This is a genomic window from Polynucleobacter asymbioticus QLW-P1DMWA-1, assembly GCF_000016345.1.
Lineage (GTDB): Bacteria > Pseudomonadota > Gammaproteobacteria > Burkholderiales > Burkholderiaceae > Polynucleobacter > Polynucleobacter asymbioticus.
In genome coordinates this window covers 817828-831001 of the sequence record NC_009379.1, presented here as the reverse complement: position 1 = coordinate 831001, position 13174 = coordinate 817828, and the positions used below count along the sequence as shown (strand labels likewise).

The window sequence follows — 13174 nt, the reverse complement described above, 5'->3', positions numbered from 1 at the left end:
AAACAGGTGTGCATATAAAGAATAGATTGGTCGGGGCGAGAGGATTTGAACCTCCGACCACATGCACCCCATGCATGTACGCTACCAGGCTGCGCTACGCCCCGACGGAAGAGAAAATTGTATCAGGACTACTTGGATAGAATCTGCAAAACGGCTTGCAATTCTTCACGCAGACGCAGTTCGCCACGGGCCTCATCGAGGCGATTTCTGGCGCCGCTAATAGTAAATCCTTCTTCGTATAAAAGTGCTCGGATTTTACGAATCAAGACAACTTCATGATGCTGATAGTAACGACGGTTACCGCGTCGTTTTTGTGGACTAAGTTGCGTGAACTCTTGCTCCCAATAGCGCAATACATGGGAGCGCACACCACAAAGGTCTGCTACCTCACCAATGGTGAAATAGCGTTTTGCAGGAATAGGAGGAAGTTGAGAGCTCGGTAGTGCCGAGCTTGCGTCAAACTCTGTTTTCTCGAGCATGAGACTCCACTACATCTTTAAGCTTTTGACTAGCGTGAAAAGTAACTACGCGTCGTGCGGCAATGGGAATCATTTGACCTGTCTTTGGATTTCGGCCAGGACGAGCCGATTTATTGCGCAACTGGAAATTGCCGAAACCAGAAATCTTCACTTCTGTGCCAGCCTCAAGAGATTGACCAATGCGATCAAAAAAAGCATCAATCATGTCTTTGGCTTCACGCTTGTTCAAACCCACTTGATCAAAAAGAGCTTCAGAAAGCTCATTCTTGGTAACGGTGTCACTCGAAATCAATTCAGTCATCGCAAGTCTCTTGTGTAATTATTTGATTTATACCTAATACTAAACCTAGCGCAAACGGGCTGCGCACTTTTTCTCAACAGCGCCCAACAAAGAGGCCATTACTGCATCTATTTGGGGATCCTGTAATGTTTCCACTGGGTTTAAAAGAGTCACTCGGAATGCCAGACTCTTCTCATCATCAGCCATGCTACTAGATCCAGCCTTAGGCTTGAATTCATCAAAGAGCTCAATGCCCCGAACAAATTGTTGCTTGGTAGCACTCATGGCATCTAACAAGGATTGAGCAGAAACATTTTGCTTCACTACCACTGCTAAATCACGCTGCACTGCAGGAAATTTACTCAGCTCTTCAGGCACCGGTAAGCCAAGCTCACGAATAGGATCTAACTCTAATTCAAATAAAACAGGTGCCTGCGGTAACTCATAAGCCTGTTGCAAGCCGGGATGAAGCTCTCCGATAAATCCCACTTCAACGCGATTCTTGGCTGTAGTCAAGAATATCTTCGCACTGCGCCCGGGATGCAAAGCTGGATGTTGCGCAGCTTCAGTAACAAAATGAAGCGGATCTAATACCCTCTCAAGATCGCCCTTTACATCAAAGAAATCTACTGCCCTTGTAGCATTGGCCCACTGTTCTGGAACAAATGAACCGTAAGCTAAGCCACCAATTTTTTGTGGTTGGTTATAACCGGCTACTTTGCTAGCCTCTTCCTGAACATTGGCATCACGATTAAATACACGGCCAGTTTCAAATAGACGAACACGCCCTGCACCACGATTTAAATTGGCTTTCAGGTTAGTTAACAAGCCACCCCATAAGGTGCTTCGCATCACGCCATATTGATTGGCAATCGGGTTTAGAACAGCAATAACGTCTTTTTCGGAGACGCCCATTAAGCGTCGTTCGCTTTCAAGATCAGTAAAGCCAAAATTCACTGCCTCTTGATAACCTTGTAGAGCTAAACGCTGGCGCAATAAATGAATGCCCCGCTTCGCTTCTGCCTTGGCACTCATTTTTAATGATGCCACTGGCGGTTGATCTGGAATATTTTCGAAGCCATACATGCGAGCCACTTCTTCGATCAAATCTTCTTCGATTTCGATATCAAACCGATAGCTCGGTGGTGTCACAATAAATGCATCGCCCTCTTGCTTAAATTCAAAGCCAAGGCGTTTGAAGACATCTGCAACAATTTCATTTGTCAGAGGGATGCCGATTACTTTTTGAGCGCGAGTTAAGCGCATACGAACAGGCTTACGCTCTGGAACATTTAAGATTTGATCGTCTATTGGTCCTGCTTGACCACCGCATACTTCAATAATTAAGGAGCTAAGGTACTCCAAACAATTAACTGTATTTTGCGGATCAACACCGCGTTCAAAGCGATGGGCTGCATCAGTACTGAAATTAAAACGGCGAGCACGCCCCTGAATTGCAGAAGGAAGCCAATAAGCGGCCTCTACATAGATATTCTTGGTGTCATCGCTAACCGCGCAATGGTTGCCACCCATAATGCCTGCAAGCGCTACTGGGCCAGACTGATCAGCAACTACGCCTGCGTCTTGTAACTTTCCAGCTGAATCAGGACCCTGCAAGGTGACTGTCTGACCATTCAGGAGCTCAAGAGTTTCGCCTACTTTCGCCCAGCGAACAGTAATGTCGCCATTTAACTTATCAATATCAAATACATGAGTAGGCTGACCCATTTCCAGCATCACATAGTTGGAGAGGTCAACTAATGCAGAAATACTTCTTTGACCAGCGCGAGATAAGCGCTTCACAATCCACTCAGGTGTTTTAGCCTGCGGATTTACACCACGAATTACACGTCCAGCAAAACGGCCACAAAGATCAGTGTTTTCAACTGTAACTTTGAGTTTTTCATCAATAGCTTTAGCTGGAACGCTCCATTTGGGAGCACATAAATCCGCACCAGTAATAGCAGAAACTTCTCTTGCCATTCCCAACAAAGACAAACAGTCCGCTTTATTCGGAGTTAACTTAATAACAAAAATTTGATCATCAAGATCCAGATATTCGCGGATATCTTTTCCAACGGGAGCATCTTGAGGCAATTCAAGAATGCCTTCATGATCATCACCTAAGCCGAGTTCACGACCTGAGCACAACATGCCTTGGCTTTCTACGCCACGAAGCTTGCCAACCTTAATCATGAAGGGCTTACCACCAGCTTCCGCTGGAGGTAATTCAGCGCCGACCATAGCGCATGGAATCTTAATTCCTGCGCGAGCATTAGGGGCGCCGCACACAATTTGCAATTCTTGGCCAGTGCCAGCATCTACTTTGCACACACGCAAACGGTCTGCATCAGGGTGTTGCTCAGCCGATAGAATCTGCGCTATAACAATCTTAGTAAAGGCTGGTGCAAAAGAATGTTGTTCTTCAACCTCTAATCCAGCCATAGTCATGGCATGACCTAAAGCATCGCTATCGAGTGATGGATTTACATACTGACGAAGCCAAGATTCAGAAAATTGCATAGCGCTATCTAGTAATTATTTGGTTATGCGGGGAATTGCGCCAAGAAACGCAAATCATTTTCAAAGAAGAGACGTAAATCATCTATGCCGTAACGCAACATTGTTAAGCGCTCTAAACCAGAACCAAAGGCGAAGCCGGTATAGCGCTCTGGATCAATACCCATATTACGCAATACATTAGGATGCACCTGCCCTGCACCAGAAATCTCTAACCAACGACCAGCAAGCTTGCCGCTACCAAAGGCCATATCGATCTCTGCAGAGGGTTCAGTAAATGGGAAATACGATGGTCGAAAACGTACTTGTAATTCATTGGTTTCAAAGAAAGTTCTTAAGAAGTCTGTATAGACGCCCTTAAGATCGGCAAATGAAACAGATTCCGCAATCCACAAGCCTTCTACCTGATGGAACATAGGTGAATGGGTTGCATCACTATCAACGCGATAAGTTCTCCCGGGTGCAATCACCTTGATTGGCGGCATCACGTCTGCGTCAGCATAGTTCTTCACATGCTCACTAGCATAACGAACCTGAATAGGACTTGTATGCGTGCGTAATAACAAAGGCTTCTGGTTAGAATCTTTGCCATCGATATAAAAGGTATCCTGCATTGAGCGTGCAGGATGATTTTCAGGACTGTTCAAGGCAGTGAAATTAAACCAATCGGTTTCAATTTCAGGGCCATCAGCCACATCAAAACCAATAGAGCGGAAGATTTCCTCAACACGCTCCCAAGTACGCATCACTGGATGCAAGCTGCCTACCGCTTGGCCGCGACCTGGTAGCGAAACATCAATCGCTTCAGCAGCGAGACGCTGTTGCAGTACGGCATCGGCCAATGCTTGGCGACGCTCTTGTAATGCAGCTTCAACTTGAGTTTTAATTTGATTAATTTGGGCGCCAGCACTCTTGCGCTCTTCAGGCGACATTCCACCAAGCGCTTTTAAACGCTCAGTGAGAACACCTGATTTACCGAGATACTTGGCTTTCGCGTCCTCAAGAGCCGCCGAATCGGCAGCTCCCAAGAAATCACGTTTAGCATCCTCGACAATTTGGTCGAGAGAAACCATTGCAGCTTAGTTTTAAAAAACTAAGATTAAGCTGCAGCGTTTACTACGGATTTGATCCGAGTAACCAAAGCAGCAAAAGCCGCTTTGTCAGCAATGGCCATATCAGAAAGCACTTTGCGGTCGAGTTCGATCGCAGCTTTCTTCATACCATTCATGAATACGCTATAGGTCATGTCATGCTGACGAACTGCCGCATTGATACGAGCAATCCACAATGCGCGGAATACACGTTTCTTGTTGCGACGGTCACGATATGCATATTGACCAGCACGCATAACGGCTTGCTTAGCAATACGGAATACGTTCTTACGACGGCCACGGTAACCTGTAGCGGCATCGGTGATTTTCTTATGACGGGCTCTTGCTGTAACCCCACGTTTGACTCTTGGCATTTAATTCTCCTAATCTAGTCTGAGGTTAAGCGTATGGAAGCATGGAGCGAATTGACTTAACGTCAGCTTTCGCAACTTCTGTGGAACCACGTAGGTGACGCTTATTCTTTGTGGTCTTCTTGGTGAGGATGTGGCGTTTAAAAGCCTGTCCTCGTTTAATCGTTCCGCCTGCGCGAACCGTGAAGCGCTTTTTTGCGCTACTCTTGCTCTTCATCTTGGGCATAAAGCACCCCTTCAATTACTTGTGCAACATAGGTGGTAACCGACGGTTACTCTTCCTGTACCCAGAAGCACTTCAAACTCCCAGCGTCCTTAGTTATTCACTTCGGACACCTCCCTACATAAGAACCAGGTAGAACCTAGTTACTTAGCCTTACGGATGGGGGCCAATACCATCACCATCTGGCGGCCTTCCATCTTTGGAAACTGTTCGACTTGGCCGTATTCAACGAGATCCAACTTCAAACGCTCCAACATTCTGACTCCGATTTCTTGGTGGGCCATTTCACGACCCCGAAAACGCAGCGTAATCTTTGTCTTATCGCCATCTTCCAAAAAGCGGATTAAATTGCGTAGCTTCACGCCGTAGTCACCATCATCAGTGCCGGGACGGAATTTAACTTCCTTCACCTGAATCACTTTTTGCTTCAGCTTAGCTTCATGCATCCGCTTAGCTTCTTGGTATTTGAATTTGCCGAAGTCCATGATGCGGACTACAGGTGGCACAGCAGTAGGAGCAATTTCAACCAAATCGGTTTCTTTCTCTTCTGCTAAAGCCAAGGCTTCACTCAACTTAACTACACCGATGGGCTCTCCATCAATTCCAATCAAACGCACTTCAGGAGCAGTAATTTCCCGGTTAATGCGCTGCAATTTTTCAGTAGCGATCTTCTTAATTCCTTAAAAAAAACAATAAAAACCGTTCTAACCCTAGCTAGGCTCGGGTCCGACTTTTTGGGATATATCCTGCTGGAGTCGGGCAACGAAGGCATCAAGAGGCATTACACCTAAATCCACTCCGCCACGGGCACGAACGGCCACCGTATTACTTTCTGATTCTTTATCACCAACAACTAGCAAAAATGGGATCTTCTGTAATGCGTGCTCGCGTATTTTATACGTAATTTTCTCATTCCGCAAATCAGACTCCACTCTAAACCCTTGTTTTTTCAGCGATTGCTGCACTTTTTGTGCATATGCAGCAGAATTTCCTGAGATATTAAGGACTACAGCCTGGGTAGGAGCAAGCCAAACTGGCATATTTCCAGCGTGATTTTCAATCAAAATACCGATAAATCGCTCTAAAGAACCCACAATTGCCCTATGGAGCATCACCGGAGTCTTACGGCTATTGTCCTCAGCTACATATTCAGCCCCTAAACGGGCAGGCATTGAGAAATCGACCTGAATCGTGCCGCATTGCCAAGTCCGCCCAATAGAGTCCTTGAGGTGGTATTCGATCTTAGGGCCATAAAAAGCACCCTCTCCTGGCAATTCTTCCCATTCTTGACCAGAAGCTTTGAGGGCACCGCGCAAGGCATCCTCTGCTTTATCCCAAATAGCATCATCCCCTACACGTTTAGCAGGACGTAAAGCGAGCTTTACAGCAACCTCAGTAAAACCAAAATCTTGGTAAACAGCACGCACTGCTTTATCAAACGCGGCAACTTCGGACTGAATCTGATCTTCTGTACAGAAAATATGACCATCATCTTGCGTAAAGCCACGTACGCGCATCAAACCATGCAATGCGCCTGATGGTTCATTGCGGTGACATTGACCAAATTCACCAAAGCGTAAAGGCAATTCGCGATAGCTATGCAAACCAGAGTTATAAATCTGTACATGGCCTGGACAGTTCATCGGCTTTAATGCGTAAGCACGATTTTCTGACTCAGTGGTAAACATATTTTCTTTATAGTTATCCCAGTGACCAGATTTTTCCCAAAGCCCACGATCTAAAATTTGTGGCGCCTTCACTTCTTGATAGCCTTCGTTCTGGTAAACGCGGCGCATGTATTGCTCCACTTCTTGCCAGATCGACCAACCTTTTGGATGCCAGAAAATCAATCCTGGCGCTTCTTCTTGGAAGTGGAATAAATCGAGCTGCTTACCTAAGCGACGGTGATCACGCTTCTCGGACTCTTCAAGCATATGCAAGTAAGCATCTTGATCTTCTTTACGCAGCCATGCAGTGCCATAAATACGCTGCAACATTTCATTCTTGCTATCACCACGCCAGTAAGCGCCAGCAAGCTTCATAAGCTTAAATACCTTCAACTTACCAGTGGATGGAACATGAGGTCCACGACATAAATCGGTAAACTTACCTTCAGCATATAAAGAAACATCTTCGCCCTGAGGAATGCTGGCAATAAGCTCTGCTTTGTAGTTCTCGCCTTGCTGCTTGAAAAACTCAACAGCCTCATCACGCGGCATGACAGTGCGAACTACTGGCTCATCTTTTTTAGCGAGCTCAGTCATTTTCTTTTCTAAAGCAACTAAATCATCTGGTGTAAATGGGCGATGATAAGAAAAATCATAGTAAAAACCGTTTTCGATAACAGGGCCAATCGTGACCTGCGCCTCTGGAAATAATTCCTTAACGGCATATGCCAACAAATGCGCCGTGGAGTGTCGAACAATCTCTAAGGCTTCTGGGCTTTTGTCAGTAATGATGGCTAGATGGCTATCTTTGTCGATAACAAAACTGGTATCGACCATCTGGCCGTCAACGATGCCACCTAAGGCTGCTTTTGCTAAGCCGCTACCAATGCTTTGGGCGACATCCGCTACGCGAACTGGTGCCTCATATTCACGTTTAGATCCATCTGGCAGAGTAACTACTGGCATAACAACTCCATCTTATTTACTGAACATCCGTTTTACTTCGGTGACCTAAAAATAAAGCGCGGCAGCTTTTGGGCAACCGCGCTTTGGGTCCTATTCGTTGGTAGGCTCGATTGGACTCGAACCAACGACCCCCACCATGTCAAGGTGGTGCTCTAACCAGCTGAGCTACGAGCCTATACAGCCATAGAGTTTATCACCGGCGACGCACTTGGGTGACGCCTTTCACCTCTTCCAGGCTATTTTGAACCACACGAAGTACTTCAGAATCCTTAATTTCCACAGTCAACAGGATCTGGGCCAAGCCTTTTTTAGCTGATTTTCGAAGATCAATGACATGAACACCTTGCCTGGTCAGAATTTCAAACAACTCCCTCATTAATTCAGGTCTATCCACCCCAGAAACGACCAAATCCGCAGGGAACACTCGCTTTTGCTCTGAATTTACTACGGGGTCAGCAGCTGATGCAGTCCAAGCTGTTTGAATCACTCGCTCAGGAGCTCTTTCCAAGAGCCCCCTAAAGGTCTTGCAAGAGCGTCGATGAATGGATACGCCTCTGCCCTGAGTGACAAACCCACCAATAGCATCTGGAGGCACTGGCCGACAGCATCGCGCTAATTGCGTCAATAGAGAATCAACCCCAACCACCAAAACATCGCCACCTTGTCCAATCTTGCGACTGCTGTTGCGTAATACGATTTCGGGTGCAGATGGTGTAGGCTTTTGCTCGGCACTTATATCCGTCTTGTCGGAAGTCTTTGCTACTAAGCCGCCCTCTTCATCATCAAGCGCATTAAACCAAGCGCGCACTCTTTGACGTGCTCGTTGAGAGCGCAAATAATTTTTATCAGGACTAATCCAATCGCGTGATGGGCCACCGTGTTTCACGGCAATGATCTCTACTGTCTGCCCATTTTGTAGTGCAGTCTCAAGAGGAACCATAGCTCCATCTACACGCGCGCCACGACAACGATGTCCAAGATTGGTATGTACAGCATAAGCAAAATCAATTGGTGTAGAGCCCTTTTCTAATGAGATTACTTTGCCCAGCGGGGTAAGCACATAAATATGGTCATCAATCTCATGGTGCTTGAGTTGCTCCCAAGCATCTTCTTTCCAGGAGATCAGCTGTCTCGCCCAGGCAATCTGACGTTCATAAGCCACTTCTGCGCTATGAGTGCCTTGCTGATGACTGACGTTGGGTTTATTTGTTTTGGCAGGATTGGCTGGTGTTGCCATACCAGTGTAAGCGCCCTCTTTGTAGCGCCAATGCGCCGCTAATCCATACTCAGCTTGTTGATGCATTTCGTGGGTACGAATCTGGATTTCAAAGGCTGCTCCATCCTCATTCATGACTACGGTATGAAGGGATTGATAACCATTGGGCTTAGGTCGAGCAATATAGTCGTCAAACTCACGTGGTACTGGCTGCCAAATGTTATGGACGATGCCTAAAACGGCATAGCAAGTTTTTACGTCCTCTACCAGAACCCGAAACGCCCTAACATCGTATAGATTGGCAAAGTCGAGTGACTTGCCTTGCATCTTTTTCCAAATACTATAAATATGCTTTGGTCGACCTAGCACCTCACCATCGATACGCGCAGTTTTAATTTCTTCCTGAAGCTGTACAACAATTCGCTCGATGAATGCTTGTCGCTCGATTCGTTTGGCATCAAGCATATTGGCAATCTCGCGATAAGTTTCTGGAGATAGGGCTCGAAAAGCCAAATCCTCCATCTCCCATTTCATCTGCCATATACCGAGACGATTAGCCAATGAGGCATCGATATTTAATATCTCTTGTGCCCATGTGACTGACATTGCCATTTTTTCTTGTGTCACCCAGCGAAGAGTTTCCAAACGGGAGGCTAGGTAAATTAATACCACTCGTAGATCATCGCCAAAGGCCAGGAGCATCTTGCGGAGCATTTCTTCTTGTCCAGAAACACTCAAGCCACCATCATCACGAACCAATTTTGCTTGGGCTTGACGAAGCCCTCTATACCCTATTAAGAGCTTAGCTGGCTCATCACCAATCAATTTAGTCAGAGCTTCTTTGCCATGAGTCCTAGCGATATTGCTGGCTGCAATAAGCGTGGCTTCATCCAGATTTAAGGATTGCAGTATCTTTGTTACGGCAGCCGCATGACTCTCTGCTGGCTCGCCAAACCATGCATCTTTAAATATCGCGGTTTTGTCTGATTGACTTGGTGTATTTGCCATTGGCAAAAATTAACTGAAAAATTCTTTTGCTAAAGCAATCTGTTCTGGTTTAACGAATGCAGGCGCATGGCCAACATGTGGGATTTCAATACTTCTTGCATAGGGATTTATTTTGCACATTTCGGCAACCGTAGCTGCAGATAGCAAATCAGAGTCACCCCCGCGAACGATCAACATTGGAATGCGAATTTGTTTAAAGGCATGCCACATCGCCATCTCCCCCGCCTTGGCCATAATAGGATTCACTGAGGCAAAGGGTACGGAGATATTGGGATCGTAGTGCATGATCCACTGCTCATCCTTTTGAATCAACATTGGTCCGTTATAAATCTCCCACTCTTGAGGGGTATGCTCGCCAAATGACGCGCATATCTTATTGAGGCGCTCTAATGCATCAGCACGATTCCCAAAAACGAAGGGTTGGCCAACATAAGAACCTAAGCGCTTTAATGCTTCAGGTTCAATCCTAGGGCCAACATCATTGATCAGCATCTTTTGAATTGGACAATTTGGCATAGCGGCGTAAACCATACCAATTAATCCACCCATCGAAGTGCCCAACCAATCGACTTGAGAAACCCCAAGTTTTTTAATAAGTTGGGCTATGTTAGCCACATACTGAGGCACCGCATATAGCATTGGGTTGCTTAAGCGATCAGACTCACCCCTGCCCACGATATCGGGACACACTACGTAATAGTCTTTACACATTGCCTGTGCCAATGTTTTGAAATCACTACCGCGACGAGTTAAGCCGTGTACGCAAAGCAATACCTTTGGATTAGTAGGGTCGCCCCATACGTGGTAAGCCATGCGATGCTCAGACTCACCTGAAGAGCACTGAACATAAAAGGTATCACCCTGATGGAGAAAAGTAGTTGGTTTTTCTTCTGTATTAAGACCATGATCGTCATGCTCATGATCATGTTCGTCTTGGCCAACCTCTTCAGGTTGCAAAGTAACGTGATCAATTCCATGTTTATCTAACAGCATGGCATTGATCTTAGCCATAATGGATGGCCACTCTTGCATGTCGCTAATTTCAATGTGCCCAATGAGTGCGGGAAAGCTAGGGGTCATCTCCCAGACATGTAAATCATGAACCGCCAAAACTCCGGGAACTGCTTTTAAATCTCGACCGACTGCCAAGTAATCAATGTGCAAAGGCACACCCTCCATGAGGAAGTGATAAGACTCATGCAAGATCGAGATAGTCGATTTAAGGATGAGAAGTGAAACCAAGATGGAAAGAATCGCATCAATTGGCATCCAGCCAGTGAGCTGAATAACAATACCAGCTATCAACGCCGCCACTGATCCTAATAAGTCGCCCATGACATGGACTAGAGCTGCACGAGTATTCACACTCTTCGTGTCGCGTGAAAGGACCCATGCCACTACAACATTCATCAAGAGGCCAATCGCAGCTACAACGGTGACGGTTAAGCCATCGACCTTGTGCGGATTAGCAAAACGACTAATCGCTTCAATCACAATCCACAGTACCAATGCGAGCATTGCAATACTGTTAACAAATGCCGCTAATGCTTCTGCTCTACCAAACCCAAATGAATGCCTTGGTGATGGTGGACGACGAGCAATAATTTGCGCTAGAAGTGCTAGACCTAAGGCAGCAGCATCCGTCACCATATGACCGGCATCAGAGATCAACGCCAATGAATTAGCAAAATAAGCGGCGGCACCTTCAACACCTGAAAATCCTAATGTCAGGACAAGTGCAATAAGAATTAAATTCTGATTAGAGACTTGTTTGGTGTGGGAATGCCGAGCATCACCCTTTTTATGGGCATGCAAAGAAGGATCTACCCCAGATTGACTATGAGGCTTTATTGGTTTTGAATGCGAATGGAAATGATGGGAACCCGACATGTGAACCCATTATTCCATTAATTGAGGATGCTGGTTAGAAACCCGTTGTATCAACAGGGGCGCCAGTTTTAGCAATCACTTCTTCCTTGGTCACGCCTGGGGCTAATTCTGTTAACTTCAAACCCTTGGGAGTGACGTCTAAAACACATAGGTCAGTAATGATCTGACTAATGACACCAACACCTGTCAAAGGCAAGGTGCACTTAGGCAAAATTTTGATGTCTTCTGTTCCATCTTTCTTTTTGGCCACATGCTCCATCAGAACAACGACGTGTTTAACGCCAGCCACCAGATCCATGGCACCACCCATGCCCTTCACCATCTTCCCAGGAATCATCCAGTTAGCAATGTCCCCATGCTCACTCACCTGCATTGCACCCAAGAAAGCAATATTAATTTTGCCGCCGCGGATCATACCGAAAGCATCCGCCGAAGAAAAAATAGATGAGCCTGGCAAGGTGGTGATAGTTTGCTTACCTGCATTAATCAAGTCAGCATCAATTTGATCTTCTGTTGGAAATGGTCCAATGCCTAGCAATCCATTTTCAGATTGGAGCCATACCTCAATGCCTGCAGGTACATGATTGGCTACCAAAGTAGGAATACCGATTCCCAAATTAACATAGTAACCATCCCGTAATTCTTGAGCAGCACGTGCCGCCATTTCATCTCTAGTCCAAGGCATATTGATCTTCCTAAATTTCTTTTAAGTATTCTATTTATTTAAACGGTTGCTGACATAGTGCGCTGCTCAATGCGCTTTTCTGGCTTATCGTTAATCACTAAACGCTGCACATAAATGCCAGGAGTGTGGATCTCTGCTGGATCCAACTCGCCATTCTCTACAATCTCTTCAACTTCTGCTACGGTGATCTTGCCAGCCATTGCGACTACTGGGTTGAAATTGCGCGCTGTATGTCGATAAACTAAATTACCAGAACGATCTGCTTTCCAAGCCTTCACTAGAGAAATATCCGTGACGATTGAGCGCTCCATAATATATTTCTCGCCATCAAATTCTTTTACCTCTTTACCTTCGGCAACTAATGTGCCAACACCGGTCTTTGTGTAAAACGCCGGGATACCGCAACCACCAGCGCGCAACTTTTCTGCCAATGTGCCTTGTGGCGTGAATTCCAACTCCAACTCACCAGCCAAATACTGTCTTTCAAATTCCTTGTTTTCACCAACATAAGATGCAACCATCTTTTTGACTTGACGAGAATTCAATAAAAGACCTAAGCCAAAGCCATCGACGCCAGCATTATTAGAAACCGCAGTCAAATTTTGCGCACCCAGGTCTTTGACTGCCTCAATTAAAGCCTCAGGAATACCACATAGACCAAAACCACCAACACCTAGTTTTTGTCCATCTTTTAAGATATCCCGCAAAGCATCCGCTGCCGATGGGTAGGTTTTATTCATAACTTTGTCCTAATATTGCCAAAAAGGGTAAAAAAGCA

The 13174-nt window shown here is 45.9% G+C and carries 12 protein-coding genes and 2 tRNA genes; all 14 read right to left on the bottom strand.

Going from position 1 to position 13174, the window contains the following annotated elements:
- Positions 1-27 precede the first annotated feature (27 nt).
- Positions 28-104: transfer RNA gene (locus PNUC_RS04355), tRNA-Pro, on the bottom strand.
- 24 nt (positions 105-128) lie between these two features.
- Positions 129-479, bottom strand: a complete 351-nt coding sequence (locus PNUC_RS04350) for a MerR family transcriptional regulator (RefSeq protein WP_011902679.1) — start codon at positions 477-479, stop codon at positions 129-131.
- Positions 457-780 carry an integration host factor subunit alpha gene (locus tag PNUC_RS04345; protein WP_011902678.1) on the bottom strand — a complete coding sequence of 108 codons (324 nt, stop codon included), beginning with the start codon at positions 778-780 and terminating at the stop codon, positions 457-459. The genes PNUC_RS04350 and PNUC_RS04345 overlap by 23 nt, the downstream gene beginning before the upstream one ends.
- Positions 781-825: 45 nt before the next feature.
- Complete coding sequence (pheT, locus tag PNUC_RS04340) at positions 826-3282, bottom strand: phenylalanine--tRNA ligase subunit beta (protein WP_011902677.1); 2457 nt, start codon at positions 3280-3282, stop codon at positions 826-828.
- Between the two features lie 23 nt (positions 3283-3305).
- Complete coding sequence (gene pheS, locus PNUC_RS04335; protein WP_011902676.1) at positions 3306-4352, bottom strand: phenylalanine--tRNA ligase subunit alpha; 1047 nt, start codon at positions 4350-4352, stop codon at positions 3306-3308.
- Between the two features lie 26 nt (positions 4353-4378).
- The gene (gene rplT, locus PNUC_RS04330) at positions 4379-4744 is read right to left on the bottom strand and encodes a 50S ribosomal protein L20 (RefSeq protein ID WP_011902675.1); all 366 of its coding nucleotides are present in this window, start codon (positions 4742-4744) and stop codon (positions 4379-4381) included.
- A 25-nt stretch (positions 4745-4769) separates the two neighbouring features.
- Entirely contained in the window at positions 4770-4967 is a 198-nt protein-coding gene (rpmI, locus tag PNUC_RS04325; protein WP_011902674.1) for a 50S ribosomal protein L35, read from the bottom strand.
- Positions 4968-5107: 140 nt separating this feature from the next.
- Positions 5108-5632 (bottom strand): translation initiation factor IF-3, encoded by a 525-nt coding sequence (gene infC / locus PNUC_RS04320; protein WP_174249837.1) that lies wholly within the window; start codon positions 5630-5632, stop codon positions 5108-5110.
- A 42-nt stretch (positions 5633-5674) separates the two neighbouring features.
- Positions 5675-7597, bottom strand: coding sequence for a threonine--tRNA ligase (gene thrS, locus PNUC_RS04315; RefSeq protein ID WP_011902672.1), 1923 nt, complete (start codon positions 7595-7597; stop codon positions 5675-5677).
- A 98-nt stretch (positions 7598-7695) separates the two neighbouring features.
- Positions 7696-7772 (bottom strand) — tRNA-Val (locus PNUC_RS04310).
- A gap of 18 nt (positions 7773-7790) precedes the next feature.
- Positions 7791-9821, bottom strand: a complete 2031-nt coding sequence (locus tag PNUC_RS04305; RefSeq protein WP_011902671.1) for a RelA/SpoT family protein — start codon at positions 9819-9821, stop codon at positions 7791-7793.
- 9 nt (positions 9822-9830) lie between these two features.
- On the bottom strand, positions 9831-11711 hold the full coding sequence (locus PNUC_RS11185; RefSeq protein WP_011902670.1) for an alpha/beta fold hydrolase: 1881 nt from the start codon (positions 11709-11711) through the stop codon (positions 9831-9833).
- 34 nt (positions 11712-11745) lie between these two features.
- The gene (locus tag PNUC_RS04295; protein WP_011902669.1) at positions 11746-12396 is read right to left on the bottom strand and encodes a CoA transferase subunit B; all 651 of its coding nucleotides are present in this window, start codon (positions 12394-12396) and stop codon (positions 11746-11748) included.
- Positions 12397-12434: 38 nt separating this feature from the next.
- The gene (locus PNUC_RS04290) at positions 12435-13136 is read right to left on the bottom strand and encodes a CoA transferase subunit A (RefSeq protein WP_011902668.1); all 702 of its coding nucleotides are present in this window, start codon (positions 13134-13136) and stop codon (positions 12435-12437) included.
- Positions 13137-13174: the final 38 nt, after the last annotated feature.